Origin of the sequence: Homoserinibacter gongjuensis, assembly GCF_030161875.1 — a bacterium.
Classification (GTDB): Bacteria; Actinomycetota; Actinomycetes; order Actinomycetales; family Microbacteriaceae; genus Homoserinibacter; species Homoserinibacter gongjuensis.
Window position 1 is genome coordinate 2,668,885 of the sequence record NZ_BSVA01000001.1, and the last position, 18,836, is coordinate 2,687,720.

General features: G+C 70.2%; 15 protein-coding genes and 5 pseudogenes. 19 read left to right on the forward strand and 1 reads right to left on the reverse strand.

The window, feature by feature from the left end:
* The first annotated feature begins 144 nt into the window (after positions 1 to 144).
* The 12 genes and pseudogenes from QQK29_RS14330 to QQK29_RS14385 all read left to right on the forward strand — a co-directional run bounded on the left by QQK29_RS14330 (position 145) and on the right by QQK29_RS14385 (position 9,332).
* The gene (locus QQK29_RS14330; protein ID WP_284302080.1) at positions 145 to 387 is read left to right on the forward strand and encodes a hypothetical protein; all 243 of its coding nucleotides are present in this window, start codon (positions 145 to 147) and stop codon (positions 385 to 387) included.
* The gene (gene mltG, locus QQK29_RS14335) at positions 384 to 1,289 is read left to right on the forward strand and encodes an endolytic transglycosylase MltG (protein ID WP_284301245.1); all 906 of its coding nucleotides are present in this window, start codon (positions 384 to 386) and stop codon (positions 1,287 to 1,289) included. Before QQK29_RS14330 ends, mltG begins: the two co-directional genes overlap by 4 nt.
* Positions 1,282 to 2,115: a shikimate dehydrogenase gene (locus QQK29_RS14340; protein WP_284301246.1), complete on the forward strand. Its 834-nt coding sequence runs from the start codon at positions 1,282 to 1,284 to the stop codon at positions 2,113 to 2,115. Before mltG ends, QQK29_RS14340 begins: the two co-directional genes overlap by 8 nt.
* 8 nt (positions 2,116 to 2,123) lie before the next feature.
* Positions 2,124 to 3,323 (forward strand): chorismate synthase, encoded by a 1,200-nt coding sequence (aroC, locus tag QQK29_RS14345; RefSeq protein ID WP_284301248.1) that lies wholly within the window; start codon positions 2,124 to 2,126, stop codon positions 3,321 to 3,323.
* A gap of 28 nt (positions 3,324 to 3,351) precedes the next feature.
* Complete coding sequence (locus tag QQK29_RS14350) at positions 3,352 to 3,831, forward strand: shikimate kinase (RefSeq protein WP_284301250.1); 480 nt, start codon at positions 3,352 to 3,354, stop codon at positions 3,829 to 3,831.
* Positions 3,828 to 4,913: a 3-dehydroquinate synthase gene (aroB, locus tag QQK29_RS14355; protein ID WP_284301253.1), complete on the forward strand. Its 1,086-nt coding sequence runs from the start codon at positions 3,828 to 3,830 to the stop codon at positions 4,911 to 4,913. The genes QQK29_RS14350 and aroB overlap by 4 nt, the downstream gene beginning before the upstream one ends.
* A 14-nt stretch (positions 4,914 to 4,927) precedes the next feature.
* Positions 4,928 to 5,371 (forward strand): type II 3-dehydroquinate dehydratase, encoded by a 444-nt coding sequence (locus QQK29_RS14360; protein WP_284301255.1) that lies wholly within the window; start codon positions 4,928 to 4,930, stop codon positions 5,369 to 5,371.
* Between the two features lie 59 nt (positions 5,372 to 5,430).
* Positions 5,431 to 5,988, forward strand: coding sequence for an elongation factor P (gene efp, locus QQK29_RS14365; protein ID WP_284301257.1), 558 nt, complete (start codon positions 5,431 to 5,433; stop codon positions 5,986 to 5,988).
* A gap of 3 nt (positions 5,989 to 5,991) precedes the next feature.
* Complete coding sequence (nusB, locus tag QQK29_RS14370; protein ID WP_284301259.1) at positions 5,992 to 6,402, forward strand: transcription antitermination factor NusB; 411 nt, start codon at positions 5,992 to 5,994, stop codon at positions 6,400 to 6,402.
* 99 nt (positions 6,403 to 6,501) lie between these two features.
* A pseudogene (locus tag QQK29_RS14375) lies at positions 6,502 to 7,370 on the forward strand (ABC transporter ATP-binding protein).
* Positions 7,371 to 7,472: 102 nt separating this feature from the next.
* Positions 7,473 to 8,432, forward strand: a complete 960-nt coding sequence (locus QQK29_RS14380) for an aliphatic sulfonate ABC transporter substrate-binding protein (protein ID WP_348533878.1) — start codon at positions 7,473 to 7,475, stop codon at positions 8,430 to 8,432.
* Between the two features lie 81 nt (positions 8,433 to 8,513).
* Positions 8,514 to 9,332 carry an ABC transporter permease gene (locus tag QQK29_RS14385; RefSeq protein WP_431308709.1) on the forward strand — a complete coding sequence of 273 codons (819 nt, stop codon included), beginning with the start codon at positions 8,514 to 8,516 and terminating at the stop codon, positions 9,330 to 9,332.
* A 69-nt stretch (positions 9,333 to 9,401) separates the two neighbouring features.
* Here QQK29_RS14385 and QQK29_RS14390 read toward each other — a convergent pair whose 3' ends face one another.
* The gene (locus QQK29_RS14390; RefSeq protein WP_284301261.1) at positions 9,402 to 9,944 is read right to left on the reverse strand and encodes a DoxX family protein; all 543 of its coding nucleotides are present in this window, start codon (positions 9,942 to 9,944) and stop codon (positions 9,402 to 9,404) included.
* Positions 9,945 to 10,136: 192 nt separating this feature from the next.
* Here QQK29_RS14390 and pyrR point away from each other — a divergent pair.
* The 7 genes and pseudogenes from pyrR (at position 10,137) to pyrF (ending at position 18,835) form a co-directional block, all read left to right on the forward strand.
* Positions 10,137 to 10,684: pseudogene (gene pyrR / locus QQK29_RS14395) on the forward strand (bifunctional pyr operon transcriptional regulator/uracil phosphoribosyltransferase PyrR).
* Positions 10,681 to 11,640, forward strand: a complete 960-nt coding sequence (locus QQK29_RS14400) for an aspartate carbamoyltransferase catalytic subunit (RefSeq protein WP_284301263.1) — start codon at positions 10,681 to 10,683, stop codon at positions 11,638 to 11,640. Before pyrR ends, QQK29_RS14400 begins: the two are co-directional and overlap by 4 nt.
* Positions 11,637 to 12,970: pseudogene (locus QQK29_RS14405) on the forward strand (dihydroorotase). The gene QQK29_RS14400 and the pseudogene QQK29_RS14405 overlap by 4 nt, the downstream one beginning before the upstream one ends.
* A complete protein-coding gene (locus QQK29_RS14410; RefSeq protein ID WP_284301265.1) occupies positions 12,963 to 13,529 on the forward strand; it encodes a PH-like domain-containing protein in 567 nt (188 codons plus the stop codon). The pseudogene QQK29_RS14405 and the gene QQK29_RS14410 overlap by 8 nt, the downstream one beginning before the upstream one ends.
* A pseudogene (gene carA / locus QQK29_RS14415) lies at positions 13,526 to 14,727 on the forward strand (glutamine-hydrolyzing carbamoyl-phosphate synthase small subunit). The gene QQK29_RS14410 and the pseudogene carA overlap by 4 nt, the downstream one beginning before the upstream one ends.
* Positions 14,727 to 18,020 (forward strand): annotated as a pseudogene (carB, locus tag QQK29_RS14420) (carbamoyl-phosphate synthase large subunit). The pseudogenes carA and carB overlap by 1 nt, the downstream one beginning before the upstream one ends.
* Positions 18,017 to 18,835: an orotidine-5'-phosphate decarboxylase gene (pyrF, locus tag QQK29_RS14425; RefSeq protein ID WP_284301267.1), complete on the forward strand. Its 819-nt coding sequence runs from the start codon at positions 18,017 to 18,019 to the stop codon at positions 18,833 to 18,835. Before carB ends, pyrF begins: the two are co-directional and overlap by 4 nt.
* Position 18,836: the final 1 nt, after the last annotated feature.

Sequence of the window (18,836 nt, forward strand, 5' to 3'; positions counted from 1 at the left end):
GTCCCCCGCACGAAAGACCCTGAACGTGGCCTCTGAACCGAGCTGGGACGACATCTTCGGACCGGCAGCAGTGCCGACGCCTGCTGTCGCCGCGGCATCCGACGATGCGGCAGCGTCCGCGACCCTCCGCTGTCGCGCCGTGCGATGCGCGAGGCCGACGCGCGGCGCAGCGATACCCGTGGTGCCGACACCCGGCGGCCGAAGAAGAAGCGCCGTCGCGGCGGACGCTGGGGCTGGATCATCGCGATCGTGGTCGTGCTCGGCCTGGTGACCGCCGGTGGCGTGTACGTGTGGAACACCTACGGCGAGAAGATCCAGGACATCCTCGGCATCGCGCCCCCATCGATTACACGGGCGCGGGCAACGGCGAGGAGGTCACGGTCGTGATCGAGTCGGGCGACATCGGCTCCGACGTCGCCCGCAAGCTCGCGGCGGCGGGCGTGACGATGACCTTCGACGCGGTCTACCAACTGCTGCTCGAGGACTCCAGCATCACCTTCGAACCCGGCAACTATCGACTGCAGAAGGAGATGAGCGCGGCATCCGCCGTCGCGGCGCTGCAGGATCCCGCGAACCGCATCATCAACCAGGCGACGATCCCCGAAGGCGTGACCGCGGCGAGCGCCCTCGAGCTCATCTCGGCGGCGACCGAGCTGCCGCTCGAGGAATTGCAGGCCGAGGCCGCGAACTACACGCAGTTCGGCATCCCGGCGAATTCCCCGAGCATCGAGGGCTGGCTCTTCCCGGCCACCTACCAGTTCGATCCGGGCGTCACGGCGCACGACGCGATCAAGCTGCTCGTGGACCAGATGTTCGCGACCCTCGACGAGGCCGGCGTCGCGCCCGACGCGCGATTCCGGGTGCTGACGATGGCGGCGCTCGTGCAGCGCGAGTCGGGGCCGAACGTCGAAGATATGGGCAAGATCGCGCGCGTTTTCGAGAACCGCATCACGCGCGGCATGCTGCTGCAGTCGGATGCGACGGTGCATTACGGAGTCGGCGACACCTCGAGCGTCTGGACGACCCCCGAGCAGCGCGCCGATGCGTCCAACCCGTACAACACCTACGCGAACCCCGGCCTGCCGATCGGACCCATCGGGCTGCCGGGCGCGGATGCGATCAACGCCGCGGTGCATCCCGCCGACGGCACCTGGCTGTACTTCGTGACGGTGAACCTCAAGACCGGCGAGACCGTGTTCTCGAACACGCTCGCGGAGCACGACCGCGCCGCCGAGCGCTTGTACGCCTGGTGCAAGGAGAGCGCCGAGAACGACGCCTACTGTGGCTGAGCGTGCTCGGCTCGCGGTGCTGGGATCGCCCATCGGGCATTCCCGCTCGCCAGAGCTGCATCGCGCTGCGTACCGGGTGCTCGGGCTCGACTGGGACTACGAGCGCGTCGAGGTGGATGACACGGGCCTTGCGCGCTTTCTCGCGAGCCTCGGCTCGGAATGGCGCGGGCTCTCGCTCACGATGCCGCTCAAGCGCCGGGTGGCCGAGCTCGTGCCCGACGTGGACGAGGTCGCGCGTCGAACCCGTCAGGGCAACACGATCCTGCTCGATCGCGGGCGCCCCGTGCGCGCCTTCAACACCGACGTGCACGGCATCGTGGCCGCTCTCGCGGGCGCGGGGATGACCTCGGCGCGTCGAGCTGTCGTGCTCGGCGGGGGAGCGACCGCGGAGAGCGCCGTGGTGGCGCTCGAATCGCTCGGCGCCGAGGTGACCGTCGCCGTGCGCGACGTCGCGAAGGCCGCCGCGTCGGGTGCGTTCGGCGGCGCTGTGCTGGTGCCCCTCGGCGCGGAGGCCGATGCTGCGCTGGTCGCGAGCGACGCCGCCGTCAGCACGATCCCGCCGGGGGCCGCGTTCTCGGTCGACCTTCCGATGCTCGAGGGGCGCCAGACGTTGCTCGATGTCGCCTACGCGCCGTGGCCCACCCCGCTCGCGCGCACCTGGCAGGAGGCCGGCGGCCGGGTCGTGCACGGCCTCGAGATGCTCGTGCACCAGGCGGTGCACCAGATCCGGATCTTCGTGGCCGGGGATGCCGCGGTGCCGCTCGCCGACGAAGCCGTCGTCATCGAGGCCATGCGCGCGGCTGCGCGCTCGAGCGCTGTGGAATGATCGAGAGCATGCTGCGTTGGTTGACGGCCGGTGAGTCGCACGGACCCGAACTGGTGGCCATCCTCGAGGGGATGCCCGCCGACGTGCCGATCCTGCCCGAGCAGATCCAGGCCGACCTGCAACGTCGCAAGCTCGGCTACGGCCGCGGCGCACGCATGAAGTTCGAGCAGGACGAGCTGAGCATCTCGGGCGGCATCCGCTTCGGGCGCACGATCGGCAGCCCGGTCGCCTTGCGGATCGGCAACACCGAGTGGCCGCGCTGGGTCGATGTCATGTCGGCCACTCCCGTCGACCCGGAGACTCTTCCGAAGGGCCGCGGCGCCGCGCTCACCCGCCCGCGTCCGGGCCACGCCGACCTCGTCGGCATGCAGAAGTACGACTTCCCCGAGGCGCGCAACGTGCTCGAACGTGCGAGCGCACGCGAGACGGCGGCACGTGTGGCCCTCGGCGCCGTCGCACGCGCCTTCCTCGGCGAGCTCGGCATCCGCCTCGTCGCGCACACGCTCGCCATCGAGACGGTGCGGGTGCCTGACGGCTCGCCGCTGCCCACCCCCGACGACGTGGCCGCTCTCGACGCCGATCCGCTGCGCTGTTTCGACCAGGCGACCTCGGACGCCATGGTCGCCCGCATCGACCGGGCTCACGACGACGGCGACACCCTCGGCGGCGTCGTCGAGGTGCTCGCCTACGGTGTGCCTCCCGGGCTCGGCAGCTACACCCATTGGGACCGGCGTCTCGACTCGCAGCTCGCGGGCGCCCTCATGGGCATCCAGGCGATCAAGGGCGTCGAGGTCGGCGACGGCTTCGAGACCACGCGTCGCCCGGGCTCGCAGGCCCACGACGAGATGGTGTACGACGGCGAGCTCATCCGCCGCGAGTCGGACAAGGCCGGCGGCACCGAAGGCGGCATGTCGACGGGCACCGTGCTGCGGGTGCGGGCGGGCATGAAGCCCATCGCCACCGTGCCGCACGCGCTGCGCACGGTCGATGTCGCCACCGGGGAGGCGGCGCAGGCCCATCATCAGCGCTCCGACGTCTGCGCGGTACCGGCCGCGGGTGTCGTCGCGGAGGCCATGGTGGCGCTCGTGCTCGCGAATGCCGTGCTGGAGAAGTTCGGCGGCGACTCGGTCGGCGAGACCAAGCGCAACCTGGAGGCCTACCTCGCCGCGATCCCCGACGCCCTGCGTACGGGCGTCATCACGGCATGACCGCCCCCTCGCCGTCTTCATCGGGCCGATGGGCGCGGGCAAGACCCGCATCGGCAAGCGCGTGGCGCGGGCTCTCGAGGTGCCCTTCACCGACACCGACAAGGTCATCGTGGCCGCGCACGGTCCCATCGCCGACATCTTCGACCAGCACGGCGAACCGCACTTCCGCGGCCTCGAGCGTGACGTCGTGCACGACGCGCTCACCGGCGGGGGCGTCGTGTCGCTCGGCGGCGGCGCCGTGCTCGACCCCGGAACCCAGCACGCCCTGGAGGGGCTCCCGGTGATCTACCTGCGCGTCGACGCGGATGCGGTCTCCTCACGCCTCGCCGACGGCAAGCGCCCGCTCGTTCGCGGTGGCATCGAGGACTGGCAGCGCATCTACGACGCGCGCCGCTCGACCTACGAGCGTCTCGCATCCGTGACCTTCGAGACCTCGCGCCTGCCGCGTGATCGCATCGCCCAGGACGTCGTGACATGGATCGAGAGCAGGGGACTGGAGACGCGATGAGCGACACGACCGTCATCCCGGTGCGCGGCACCGACGGCATGAAGGACTACGAGGTACGCGTCGGCCGCGGAATCCTCGGCACCGTCTCGGAGTTGCTGCCTGCCCGCGCCGAGAAGGTGCTCATCGTGCACGCACCCGCGCTGGGCGAGCGCGCCGAGCGGCTGCGTGAGGAGCTGTCCGACCGCTACCAGGTGCTGCTCGCCGAGATCCCGGATGCCGAGGGCGCCAAGCGGGTCGAGGTCGCCGCGTTCTGCTGGCAGATCCTCGGCCAGACCGATTTCACCCGCAGCGACGCCATCATCGGCTTCGGCGGAGGGGCGACGACCGATATCGCGGGTTTCGTGGCGGCGACGTGGCTGCGGGGCATCGCGATCGTGCAGGTGCCGACGACGGTGCTCGCGATGGTGGATGCCGCGATCGGCGGCAAGACCGGCATCAACACGGCCGAGGGGAAGAACCTGGTGGGCGCGTTCTGGGCACCGCACGCCGTGCTGTGCGACCTCGAGCTGCTCGACACTCTGCCGCGCAACGAGATCCTGGCCGGCTTCGCCGAGGTCGTGAAGGCCGGCTTCATCGCGGAGCCGGAGATCCTGGACATCATCGAGGCCGACCCCGCCCGTGCGACCGACCCGACGACCGCCGAATTCCGACGGGCCGTCGAGCTCGCGATCGGCATGAAGGCGCGGGTCGTCGGGGAGGACTTCACCGAGCAAGGCCTGCGCGAGATCCTCAACTACGGCCACACCCTCGGCCACGCGATCGAGCACGCCGAGCGTTACCAATGGCGGCATGGCGCGGCCGTCGCGATCGGCATGGTCTACGCCGCCGAGCTCGCGCGGCTCACGGGGCGACTTCCGGATGCGGTCGTCGATCGCCACCGACGGGTGCTCGACTCACTCGACCTGCCGACGAGCTACCCCGCGGGGCGCTGGCCGACTCTGCTGGCGACCATGCGCCGTGACAAGAAGGCACGAGGTGCGCTGCTGCGGTTCATCGTGCTCGACGACATCGCCCGGCCGAGCGTGCTGCAGGGCCCGGACGAGTCGCTGCTGTTCTCGGCCTACCAGGAGATCGCGAGCTAGATAGGCTCGTTCCCATGTCGCGCGTCATGGTGCTCAACGGACCCAACCTCGGTCGTCTCGGCAGCCGCGAGCCCGACGTCTACGGCGATCAGGACCTCTCCGCCCTGCGCGTGCTGCTCGCGGATGCCGCGGGCGAGACGATCGAGATCGACCTGCGTCAGACCGACGACGAGGCCGAACTCGTGCGCTGGTTGCACGAGGCCGTGGATGCCGCATCCCCCGTCGTCCTGAACCCGGCCGCGTTCACCCACTACAGCTACGCGCTGCGCGACGCCGCTGCCCTCGTGACGAAGGCCGGCATCCCGCTCGTGGAGGTGCATATCTCGAACCCGCACGCGCGCGAGGAGTTCCGGCACACGAGCGTCATCTCGGGAATCGCGACGGGGGTCGTCGCCGGTTTCGGGTTCGACTCCTACCTGCTCGCGCTCGACGCGGTGCGCCGCATCATGACGCGCTAGCTACACTCGTACGGGCGCATCCCGCCTCCGACATCCCACGAACGGAACAGCACACACGCATGGCCACGACGAACGACATCAAGAACGGCTCCGTCCTCAGCATCGACGGACAGCTCTGGAACGTGGTGGAGTTCCAGCACGTGAAGCCCGGCAAGGGCGGCGCCTTCGTGCGCACCAAGCTCAAGAACGTGCGCTCGGGCAAGTCGGTCGACCGCACCTTCAACGCCGGCACGAAGATCGACTTCGCCACCGTCGACCGCCGGGATTTCCAGTACCTCTACCGTGACGGTGACGGCTTCGTGTTCATGGACACCGACGACTACGACCAGATCACGGTTCCCGGCGAGATCGTGGGCGACGCCGCCAACTTCATGCTCGAGAGCCAGGCCGTGCAGATCGCCCTGCACGAGGGCGAGCCGCTCTATGTCGAGCTGCCGGCATCCGTCGTGCTCGAGATCACCTACACCGAGCCGGGCCTCCAGGGCGACCGCTCGAGCGCCGGCACCAAGGCCGCGACGGTCGAGACGGGCTACGAGATCCAGGTGCCGCTGTTCCTCGAGACGGGTACCAAGGTCAAGGTCGACACCCGCACGGGTGACTACCTCGGCCGCGTCTGAGACGTGAGCGCACGAACCAAGGCCCGCAAGCGGGCCATCGACGTGCTGTACGGTGCCGACCTGCGCGAGCGCGCCATCGCGGATGCCGTGGTCGAGGAGCAGCGCCGCGCCGAACAGCAACCCGCGCGTGCGGCATCCTGGCGGTACGCCCGCGAGATCATCGAGGGCGTCGACGACCACCGCGCTGCACTCGACGAAGCGATCGCGACCCACGCGCACGGCTGGAGCATCGAGCGGATGCCGGTGCTCGACCGCGCGATCCTGCGTGTCGGTGCGTGGGAGATCCTGCACAACGACGACGTGCCGGATGCCGTGGCGATCTCCGAGGCCGTGCAGCTCGCCACCGAGCTCAGCACCGACGACTCCGGAAGCTTCGTGAACGGCGTGCTCTCGGCCATCGCGCGCGAGCGCTGAACCGGCCGGCGCCCGTGCGCGGCGCGCGGCGGCCCGCATGTTGCGCCGCGTGACAGCGGCTTTTGCGCTGCGAACCGTGAATTCCGTACGTTCGACCGCGTGACTCTCGCCGACACCCGTACCGCGCCCGCACTTCCCGTGCGGATCTCCGGGGTCGGCCGCCGCTTCCCGGCGCCGGAGGGCGGCACCCGGGTCGTGCTCCGCGACATCGACCTCGACATCCGTGCGGGCGAGATCGTGGCACTGCTCGGCCCATCGGGATGCGGCAAGTCCACGCTGCTCCGGCTCGTCTCGGGGCTGGATCGCGCGGACGCGGGGAGCTGTCGATCGGAGGCTCTCCCGTCGCGCCCGTCGACCAGCGCAGCGCGGTCGCGTTCCAGGAGCCGCGACTGCTGCCCTGGCGCACGATCACCCGCAACGTCGAACTGGGTCTGCCGCGCGGCACGGCGAAGCAGGACGGCCAGGCGCGGGTGGCGGAACTGCTGCGGCTCGTGCAGCTCGACCACGCGACGTCGCTGCGGCCCCGCCAGATCTCGGGCGGTATGGCACAGCGCGCGTCCCTTGCGCGCGCCCTCGCCCGCAATCCCGGCGTGCTGTTGCTCGACGAGCCCTTCGGCGCCCTCGATGCGCTCACGCGGCTCACGATGCAGGATCTGCTGCTCGACGTCCACGCCGCCGAGCCGACCACGATCCTGCTCGTGACGCACGATGTCGATGAGGCACTGCAGCTCGCGGATCGGATCGTGCTGCTCGGATCCGACGACGACACCCCGGGGGCCACGATCCGCCGCGTGCTCGAGGTGGGCAAGAAGCGCCCCCGTGACCGCGGCGACGCCCAGCTCGCGATCCTGCGCGCCGAGTTGCTCTCTCTGCTCGGGGTCGAGAACCACCACCCCGAGGACTACCTCACCCAGGCGATCAAGGCACAGCGGGCACGGCGGGCATCCGCCACCGCGGCCGGCACCTGATCCGCTGCCCACCGCACACACCCACACAGCAAGGACCCCCATGAAGAGAAGCATCCTGGCCGCCGCGGCGGCCGCAACCGTCGCCGTTCTGGCGCTGAGCGGGTGCGCCGGCGAGAACGCCGCGCCCGAGACCGGCGGCGATGCGGGGAGTGGAGCAAGTCCACCCTCAACATCGACTTCGCGACCTACAACCCGCTGAGCCTCATCATCAAGGACCAGGGTTGGCTCGAGAAGACCCTGGGCGACGACGTGACGGTCAACTGGACGCAGTCGCTCGGCTCGAACAAGGCGAACGAGGGTCTGCGCGCAGGCGCGCTCGACGTCGGCACGCCTGCCGGATCCGCATCGCTTCTCGCGCGCTCCAACGGCTCGCCCATCAAGACCATCGACATCTACACGCAGCCCGAATGGTCCGCCCTCGCGACGCGTCCGGGCAGCGGCATCGACTCGGTGGAGGATCTGCGCGGCAAGACCGTCGCCGTCACCGTGGGCACCGACCCGTACTTCTTCCTGCTGCAGGCGCTCGACGAGGCCGGTGTGGATCCGAGCGAGGTCGACATCCAGAATCTCCAGCACGCCGACGGCGGTGCGGCCCTCGTGAACGGCACGGTCGACGCATGGTCGGGCCTCGACCCGATGATGGCCGCCCACGAGATCGATGGAGACATCGAGCTCTTCTACCGCAACGTGGACTTCAACACCTACGGCTTCGTGAACGCCACCGAGGACTTCGTCACGAACCACGCCGATCTCGCGCAGCTCGTCGTGGACGCGTACGAGAAGGCGCGCGCCTGGGCGCTGGAACACCCGGATGAGACCTCGGCGCTGCTCGCGGAGGTCGCCGCGATCGACCCGGCCGTGGCCGACAAGGTCTTGCTTGAGCGCACCACGATCGACCTTGACCCGGTTCCCGGCGACGCGCAGCTCAAGGTGCTCACGGTCGTCGCGCCGATCCAGGTCGCGAATGGCGACATCGCGAGCCAGGACGCGGCCGATTCGGCGCTGTCGACGCTGCTCTATCCGGACTTCGCTCAGAAGGCCGACCCGAGCCGGGTGGGCTGACGCGATGGCGGCCTCTCCTCTCTACCTCACGGGCGAGTCGGTCGGCCGCGGCGGCGTCGCGGGTCCCCCGCCGACCCGCGGGTGACGGGAGAGGCCGTCTCGCTCTCCTCGAGCGACTTCGGCACCGCGGTGGTCGAGCGTCGTCGCGGCGGTTCACGCTGGCGCTGGCTGCTGGGAGTCAGCCTTCCGCTCGCGCTCTTCGGTCTCTGGTGGCTCGCCACGCACCTGGCGTGGGTGCCGGTGTTCAAACTGCCGACGCCGGAGTCGGTCGTCACGGCGGCGTTCGACCTCGCGGCGCGCGACCTGCTCTGGCAGTACATCGGCATCTCGACCCAGCGGGTGTTCCTGGGCTTCGTCATCGGCTCGATCATCGGACTCGCGCTCGGCTCGCTCGTCGGCTTGTCGCGCTTCGCCGACTCGTTCCTCTCGCCGACCATCGGTGCCGCGCGCGCCGTGCCGTCACTCGCGTGGGTGCCCCTGCTCATCCTGTATCTCGGGTTCGGCGAGGACTCGAAGGTCGCGCTCGTCATCATCGGAGCGCTCTTCCCCGTCTACACGACCGTCGCAGGGGCCCTGCGGCACGTCGATCCGCAGCTCGTCGAGTTCGGTCGGGCCTACGGCTATCACGGCGCACGCCTGCTCACGACCGTGCAGTTGCCCGCCGTGGTCCCCGCGATCATCTCCGGCCTGCGGCTTGCGCTCGCCCAGGCCTGGCTCTTCCTCGTGGCCGCCGAGCTCGTCGGGTCGACCATGGGTCTCGGCTTCCTGCTCATCGAGTCGCAGAACAACGGTCGCATCGATCGGCTGTTCCTCGCGATCGTCGTGCTCGCCGTGCTCGGCAAGCTCTCCGACACGCTTGTGGGAGTGCTCGAGCGCTTCCTTCTCAAGCGCTGGGGCTGACACCGAAGAGCCGTGGCGCAGAACGGCCCGCCGCGCACGAGACGCGACGGGCCGGATCGAGCGTGTCGCTCAGCGTGACGAGGGGCGTGTGCGGCTGAAGGCCGCGACGACGAACAGACCCGCGATGAGCACGATGTTCTTCGCGATGAACTCGCCCGTCAGGGTGAGGGCGAGCGGGTTGCCGTCACTGTAGGCGAGGGCCGGGTACACCAGGAACACCGCGAAGGTGCCCAGCAGGTGCACGACCTGCGCCGCGGCGACCCACGGCACGAAGAGCCCGAAGGCGATGAGCAGGCCGGCGACGACCTCGAAGACGCCCATGGCGATCACGGCCTGCGTCTCGGGCAGGAACGGCACCATCGAGGCGACGAGCTCGCCCACCGGGCTCAGCCCGGCGATCTTGAGCGCGCCGAACGCGACGTAGACGAACGCGAGCGAGAGCCGCAGCACGGGGATGCCGAGGCGAGCGAGCACGTCGAGAACGCGCTGCTCGGTTCGCAGCACCCACGCCCAGGCCGCCGCACGAGGCGATCGGGGGCGGGCGGGAACGCTCGCGCGGACGGTCTCGTACTGCTCAGGGTCGGCCGAGCGGATGGGGGTGGTGGTGGTCATGGTGTGCTCCAAGGGGGTTGTCGGAGGTGGAGGTTGGTGGTTCCACGTTCCCGAGCCAACGACCTGGAGGCCCAGAGGCAGCCGTCCTCGATTCGCCCGGGGCCCGCGCAGGACGAGTTCGGGACACGCGCTATGCTCGGAGCTAACAGACGTCCTTTAAGTCCGTCCCGAGAGGCGGGGAAGGAGGTCAGGATGCCGGCACGTGTCGTGCTGCAGCAGGCTGACATTCAGCGCGCCCTCAGGCGCATGTCCCACGAGATCCTGGAAGCCAATCACGGAGGCTCCGATCTCGTCCTCCTCGGCATCCCGACCCGGGGCGTCATGCTCGCCGAGCGCATCGGCGCGCACCTCGATGCTCTCGAGCCCGGCTCGGGACAGGTAGGGGCGCTCGACGTGACGATGTACCGCGACGACCTGGACCGGCATCCGACCCGCACCCCGCAGCCCACACGCGTTCCCGCCGGCGGCGTCGACGGAAAGACCGTCGTGCTCGTCGACGACGTGCTCTACTCGGGGCGCACGATCCGCGCCGCCCTCGACGCGATCGGCGGCCTCGGGCGCCCCGCGCCGTGCGACTCGCCGTTCTGGTGGATCGCGGCCATCGCGAGCTTCCGATCCGGGCCGACTTCGTGGGCAAGAATCTGCCGACCGCCCTCGCCGAGCGCATCTACGTGCGGCTCGCCGAGATCGACGGCGAAGACGCTGTCGCGATCGAGACGGTGGACGGGGGCGGCTCGTGAGGCACCTGTTGAGCACGGTCGATCTCGAGCGCGACGAGGCGATCGGCATCCTCGACGTCGCGGAGGACATGGCGGATGTCGCCACCCGCGCGGTGCCGAAGCTCCCGACTCTGCGCGGGCGCACGGTCGCCAACCTCTTCTTCGAGGACTCGACGCGCACGCGGCTGAGCTTCGAGGCGGCGGCCAAACGGCTCTCCGCCGACGTCATCACCTTCAGTGCGAAGGGGTCGAGCGTCTCCAAGGGCGAGAGTCTCAAAGACACCGCCCAGACGATCGCCGCCATGGGAGTGGATGCGGTGGTGCTGCGCCACGCCGCGTCGGGAGCCGCCGAGGTGCTCGCGGGCTCCGGCTGGATCGATGCCGCCGTCGTCAACGCGGGCGACGGAACTCACCAGCATCCGACGCAGGCCCTGCTGGATGCCTACACCCTGCGCAAGACCCTGCACGGGGACGCCTCGCGCGGGCGGGACCTCGACGGCGTGCGCGTGGCGATCGTGGGAGACGTCCTGCACTCCCGGGTGGCACGCTCGAACGTCTGGCTGCTCACGACGCTCGGCGCGCACGTGCAGCTCGTGGGCCCGCGCACGCTGCTCCCCATCGGCGTCGGCACCTGGCCGGTGACCGTCGAGACCGACCTCGATGCCGCGATCGCGGCGCGGCCCGACGCGATCATGATGCTGCGGGTGCAGCAGGAGCGGATGCACGCTGCCTTCTTCCCGCACGAGCGCGAGTACAGCAATGCCTGGGGTCTCGGTGACGAGCGATTCGCTCGGCTGGGGGCCGATACGATTGTCATGCACCCCGGACCGATGAACCGCGGGCTGGAGATCTCGGCGCACGCCGCCGACTCGCCCCGGTCGGTCATCCTCGACCAGGTCACGAACGGAGTGTCGATACGGATGGCGGTGCTCTACCTCGTGCTCTCTGGTACCGACCCACGCGAGGTCGCGGCATGACGACGATTCTCATCCGGGGCGCCCGGCTGCCCGACGGCACCGCGACCGACCTCCTCGTCGAGGGCGGCGTCGTGACCGAACGCGGCACATCCCTCAGCCGCGACGGCGCGACCGTGATCGACGCCGACGGCCTCGTGGCGCTGCCCGGCCTCGTCGACCTGCACACCCACCTGCGCGAGCCGGGCTTCGAGGCGAGCGAGACGGTGCTCACGGGAACCCGCGCGGCCGCTGCCGGCGGCTTCACGGCTGTGCACGCCATGGCCAACACCTCCCCGGTGGCCGATACCGCGGGCGTCGTCGAGCAGGTCGCCTCGCTCGGTGCGCAGCACGGTTACGCCACGGTGCGCCCGATCGGCGCCGTCACCGTGGGGCTCGCGGGCGAGCGGCTCGCCGAGATCGGCGCCATGTCGCACTCCCGTGCCGCGGTGCGCGTCTTCAGCGACGACGGCAAGTGCGTGCATGACTCGCTGCTCATGCGGCGCGCCCTCGAGTACGTCGCGACCTTCGACGGCGTCATCGCCCAGCACGCGCAGGACCCCCGCCTGACCGAGGACGCCCAGATGAACGAGGGCGCGCTCAGCTCGGAGCTCGGACTGGCGGGCTGGCCCGCGGTCGCCGAGGAGGCGATCATCGCGCGCGACGTGCTGCTCGCGGATGCCGTGGGCGCCCGCCTGCACATCTGCCACCTCTCGACCGCGGGCAGCGTGGAGGTCGTGCGCTGGGCCAAGGCGCGCGGCATCCGGGTGACCGCGGAGGTCACCCGCACCACCTGCTGCTCACCGAGCAGGTGGTGGCGCACGCGCAGGCCCCCTATGCCCGGAGCTACGACGCGCGCTTCAAGGTCAACCCGCCGCTGCGGCGTGACGAAGACGTGCAGGCGCTGCGCGCGGCGCTGGCCGACGGCACGATCGATATCGTCGCGACCGACCACGCACCACATCCGATCGAGACGAAGGAGTGCGCCTGGCAGGAGGCTTCGTTCGGCATGGTGGGGCTGGAAAGCGCCCTTTCGGTCGTTCAGACCGCCATGGTCGACACCGGGCTGCTCGGCTGGGACGACGTCGCGCGCGTGCTCTCGCGGGTACCCGCCGAGATCGGGCGCCTCGCAGGGTACGACGCACCGTTCGAGGTCGGCAGCCCCGCACACCTGACGCTCGTCGATCCCGCCGCCACGCGCACCTTCGGCACGGATGCCCTCCACGGCAAGGGCGTCAACTCCCCGTACCTCGGGCGCACGCTGCCCGGCCGCGTCATGGCGACGATCCACGGCGGCGTACCCACCGTTCTGAACGGCGAACTTCTCTCGCCGGAGGAGGTCTCCCATGGATGAGCGGCTGATCCCCGCCCTCGTGATCCTCTCGATGGTCGTCATCGCCTTCGTGTTCATGGCGCTCGGCTGGCGCAACCGTCGACGCCGCCAGGCGAACCTCGATGTGGTGCCCGTTCCGCCGAGCGAGATCGGCGACGAGATCGCCCGCGAACGCGTGTTGTACGTCGCCACCACCCTCGCCGAGCAGCCGCTCGAGCGCGTCGTCGTGGGCGGACTCGGGTTCCGGGCCAAGGGCGAGGTGCACATCGCGCGCGGCGGGCTCGTGCTCGACCTCGCGGGCGCACCACCCGCGTTCATCCCGGTCGCCGACATCCGCGGCGTGGGGCTGGCGAGCTGGACGATCGACAAGGGCGTGGAGGAGGGCGGCCTCGTCTTCGTGCGCTGGCAGCTCGGTGACACGACGGTCGACAGCTACCTGCGCTCCGAGCACTCCGAGCGGCTCCTCGATGAGCTCACCGAACTCTCGCCGGCGGCCGCCGAGGCCGCGCGCGACGCGGGCGCGACATCGCCGACCGCACCCGTGACATCCGACACCCCCGACGGAGAGGCATCCGCATGATCGACACCGACCCCGCGATCCTCGTACTGGAGGACGGCAGCCGTTACGTGGGCCGCGCCTACGCGCCCGCGGCCGCACCCTCGGCGAGGCGGTGTTCGCCACCGGCATGACCGGATACCAGGAGACCCTCACCGACCCGAGCTACGCAGGGCAGATCGTCGTCATGACGGCCCCGCACATCGGGAACACCGGCGTCAACGACGAGGATCCCGAGTCGCGGCGCATCTGGGTCTCCGGCTACGTCGTGCGCGACCCCTCCCGGGTCGTCTCGAACTTCCGCGCCAACGGATCCCTCGACGACGACCTCACCCGCAACGGTGTGGTCGGCATCAGCGGCATCGACACCCGTGCCGTGACGCGGCGCCTGCGGGATGCCGGCTCGATGCGTGCCGGCGTGTTCTCGGGCGCGGATGCGTCCCTCGCTCCCGAGGAGCAGCTCGCGATCGTCCGCGGTGCGGCCCAGATGGCGGGCCTCAACCTCTCGGCAGCGGTGTCGGTGCAGGCCGCCTCCGTCACGCCCGCCCGCGGCGAGCGCCTCGGCGCCCTCGCGGTGCTCGACCTCGGCGTGAAGCAGGCCACCGTCGAGAACCTCGCCGATCGCGGCTTCGAGGTGCACGTGCTGCCCCAGGACGTCACGCTCGAGCAGCTGCTCGCGATCGAGCCCGTCGCGGTGTTCTACTCGAACGGACCGGGCGACCCGGCGGCATCAGACGATCACGTGCAGCTGCTGCGCGGGGTGCTGGATGAGGGGCTGCCGTTCTTCGGAATCTGCTTCGGCAACCAGCTGCTCGGTCGCGCCCTCGGGCTCGGCACCTACAAGCTGCCCTACGGTCACCGCGGCATCAACCAGCCCGTGCTCGACAAGGCCACGGGACGCGTGGAGATCACCGCCCACAACCACGGGTTCGCGGTCGACGCGCCGCTCGAGGGCGTCATCGAGAGCCCGAACGGCTATGGCCGGCTCGAGGTGAGCCACGTGGGGCTCAACGACAACGTCGTGGAGGGGCTGCGCGCCCTCGACATCCCGGCCTTCTCGGTGCAGTACCACCCCGAGGCGGCGGCGGGTCCGCACGACGCCAACTACCTGTTCGACCGATTTGCGGACCTGGTGCGCGAGCACAGTGCAACCCGCGGGTTGAGTAGCCCGGCGCGGCCGGGCGTATCGAAACCGCGCACCACCGACGAGGAGAGCAACTAGTGCCCAAGAGAGCGGACATCCAGAGCGTCCTCGTCATCGGCTCCGGACCGATCGTCATCGGCCAGGCGGCCGAGTTCGACTACTCCGGCACCCAGGCCTGCCGCGTCTTGCGCGCCGAGGGGTGCGCGTCATCCTCGTGAACCCCAACCCGGCCACGATCATGACCGACCCCGACTTCGCCGACGCCACCTACATCGAGCCGATCGACACCAAGCACCTCGAGGCGATCATCGCCAAGGAGCGCCCCGATGCGGTGCTCCCGACCCTGGGCGGCCAGACCGCGCTCAACGCCGCGATCGCGCTCGACGAGGCCGGCATCCTCGCCAAGTACGACGTCGAGCTCATCGGCGCCAAGGTCGAGGCGATCCAGAAGGGCGAGGACCGTCAGCTCTTCAAGGAGCTCGTGATCGAGGCGGGAGCCGATGTCGCACGCTCCTACATCGTCCACACCCTCGACGAGGCGATCACGGCGGCCGACGACCTCGGCTACCCGCTCGTCGTGCGCCCCTCGTTCACGATGGGCGGCCTGGGATCCGGTTTCGCCCATGACCGCGACGAACTCGTGCGCATGGTCGGCGACGGTCTGCACCAGTCGCCCACGACCGAGGTGCTGCTGGAGGAGTCGATCCTCGGGTGGAAGGAGTACGAGCTCGAGCTCATGCGCGACACGGCCGACAACACGGTCGTCGTCTGCTCGATCGAGAACGTCGACCCGGTCGGGGTGCACACGGGCGATTCCATCACGGTCGCGCCCGCCCTCACCCTCACCGACCGCGAGTACCAGCGGCTGCGCGACATCGGCATCGACATCATCCGTGCGGTGGGCGTCGACACGGGCGGCTGCAACATCCAGTTCGCCATCGAGCCGTCCACCGGACGCGTCATCGTCATCGAGATGAACCCGCGCGTCTCGCGGTCCTCGGCGCTGGCCTCCAAGGCCACGGGCTTCCCGATCGCGAAGATCGCGGCGAAGCTCGCGATCGGCTACCGCCTCGACGAGATCCCGAACGACATCACGAAGGTGACCCCGGCATCCTTCGAGCCCACCCTCGACTACATCGTCGTCAAGGTGCCGCGCTTCGCCTTCGAGAAGTTCCCTTCGGCGGATGCGACCCTCACCACGACCATGAAGTCGGTCGGTGAGGCGATGGCGATCGGACGCAACTACGCGACGGCCCTGCAGAAGGCGTTGCGCTCGCTCGAGAAGCGCGGCTCGAGCTTCCACTGGGGTACGCACGTCGCGCCCAAGAGCGAGCTGCTCGAACTCGCCGCGACGCCGACCGACGGCCGTATCGTGACCGTGCAGCAGGCCTTCCGTGCGGGCGCGACGATCGACGAGGTCTACGCGGCGACCGGCATCGACCCGTGGTTCCTCGACCAGATCGTGCTCATCAACGAGGTCGCCGCCGAGATCGCAAGCCTGCGCCCGCTCGACGAGGCGCTCTTCCGGTACGCGAAAGACCACGGATTCTCGGATGCTCAGATCGCGCAATTGCGCGGCCTCACCGAGGAGGAGGTGCGGAACCTCCGCTGGCAGCTCGGCGTGCGTCCCGTCTACAAGACGGTCGACACCTGCGCGGGCGAGTTCCCGGCGCTCACGCCGTACCACTACTCGAGTTACGACCTCGAGACGGAGGTGGCGCCGAGCCAGAAGCGCAAGATCGTGATCCTGGGCTCCGGCCCGAACCGCATCGGGCAGGGCGTCGAGTTCGACTACTCCTGCGTGCACGCGAGCTTCGCGCTGCACGACGCAGGGTTCGAGACGATCATGATCAACTGCAACCCCGAGACGGTCTCGACCGACTACGACACGAGCGACCGGCTCTACTTCGAGCCGCTCACGCTCGAGGACGTGCTCGAGGTCATCCACGCCGAGGCCACCTCGGGCGAGCTCGTCGGCGTCATCGTGCAGCTCGGCGGGCAGACGGCGCTCGGCCTCGCCAAGGGACTCGAGGCGGCCGGCGTGCCGATCCTCGGCACGAGCCCGTCGGCGATCGACCTCGCCGAAGAGCGCGGGCTGTTCTCGGGCATCCTCGACGCCGCGGGCCTCATCGCTCCGCGCAACGGCACCGCGGTGGATGCCCCGAGCGCGGTCGCCGTGGCCGAGTCGATCGGCTACCCGGTGCTCGTGCGCCCGAGCTACGTGCTCGGCGGTCGCGGCATGGAGATCGTCTACGACACGCCGAGCCTCGAGGACTACTTCGACCGCGTGCGCGAACAGGCCATCATCGGCCCCGGCTCGCCGCTGCTGGTCGACCGCTTCCTCGACGACGCGCTCGAGATCGACGTCGACGCGCTCTACGACGGCGAACAGCTCTACGTCGGCGGCATCATGGAGCACATCGAGGAGGCCGGGGTGCACTCGGGCGACTCCTCGTGCACGCTCCCGCCCGTGACCCTCGGACGCGACGTGCTCGACCGCGTGGTCGAGGCGACCGGGCGCATCGCGCGGGGGATCGGCGTCAACGGCCTGCTGAACGTGCAGTTCGCAATCGGCGCGGGTGTGCTCTACGTGCTCGAGGCGAACCCTCGGGCGAGCCGCACGGTGCCCTTCGTGTCGAAGGCGCTCGGCATCCCGCTCGCCAAGGCGGCGTCGCTTGTCATGAGCGGGCGTACGATCGCCGAGCTCATCGTCGACGGGCTGCTGCCGGCCGAGGACGGATCACGCGTGCCGCTGGATGCGCCGGTGTCGGTCAAGGAGGCGGTGCTGCCGTTCAAGCGCTTCCGCACCCGCGAGGGCGCGTCGTCGACTCCGTGCTGGGGCCGGAGATGCGCTCGACGGGCGAGGTCATGGGTATCGACGCGGACTTCCCGCGGGCCTTCGCGAAGAGCCAGGATGCCGCCTACGGGGGCCTTCCCGACCGCGGCACGGTCTTCGTGTCGGTGGCAGACCGCGACAAGCGCGCCGTCGTGCTGCCCGTGCTGCGGCTGCAGCAACTCGGCTTCGACATCGTCGCGACCGAGGGCACGGCCGAGGTTCTGTGGCGCAACGGCATCCGGGCCACGACCGTGCGGAAGTTCTCGATGGGCCAGGGCGGCGGCGAGGACACGGTCATCGATCTCATCAACACCGACAAGATCGACATCGTGATCAACACGCCCAGCGGCCGCAGTGCGCGCGCCGACGGTGTGGAGATCCGCACCGCGACGGTCGCTGCCGACAAGCCCCTCTTCACGACGATCGCGCAACTCGGCGCCGCGGTCGGCTCCTCGAGGCGCGCAACGGCCCCGTCCGGGTGCGCAGCCTGCAGGACTACGCCGCCGACCGTGCGGCCCGGGTGGCGGCCCGATGACCGAGCCCTTCGCCACGCGGATCCGTGCGGTCGTCGCCCGGCACGGTGCGCTGTGCCTCGGCATCGACCCGCACGCGGCCCTGCTGCGTGACTGGGGTCTCACGGATGATGCGGCGGGCGTGCGCGAGTTCGGCCTGCGCAGCGTCGAGGCCGCGGCCGGTCGAATCGGCATCGTCAAGCCGCAGATCGCGTTCTTCGAGCGTCACGGTGCTGCCGGCTACGCGGTGCTCGAGGAGGTGCTCGCCGCCGCGCGCGCGGCGGGACTGTTCACGATCGCCGACGTGAAGCGAGGCGACGTCGGCTCGACGGTCGACGCCTACGGCGAAGCCTGGCTCACACCCGGTTCGCCGCTCGAGGCCGATGCCATGACGGCCGTCGCCTACCAGGGCTTCGGCTCCCTCGACGGCGTGCTGGCACGCGCTGGGACCCACGACAAGGGAGTCTTCGTGCTCGCGGCCACGTCGAACCCGGAAAGCGCAGAGGTGCAGACTCTTCGTGCTCCGGACGGCGACACGATTCCCCGACGTATCGTGCGCGACGCGACAGAGAGCGGGGGAGTCGCCGGCGTCGTGGTCGGGGCGACGGCCGATCTCGCCTCGGTGGGCGTCGATCCGGCCGTGCTGGCGACGGTGCCCGTCCTCGCACCTGGTTTCGGCGCGCAGGGCGCGGCTCTCGCGGGTGCCCCGGCGACCTTCGGGGTCGCCCTCGGTGCCGTGATCCCCACCGTCTCGCGCGCGATCCTGGCTGCCGGACCAGACGGAATCGCCTCCGCGATCGACGCGACGGCGCGCGAGGTGGCATCGTGGCCCAGGTGAG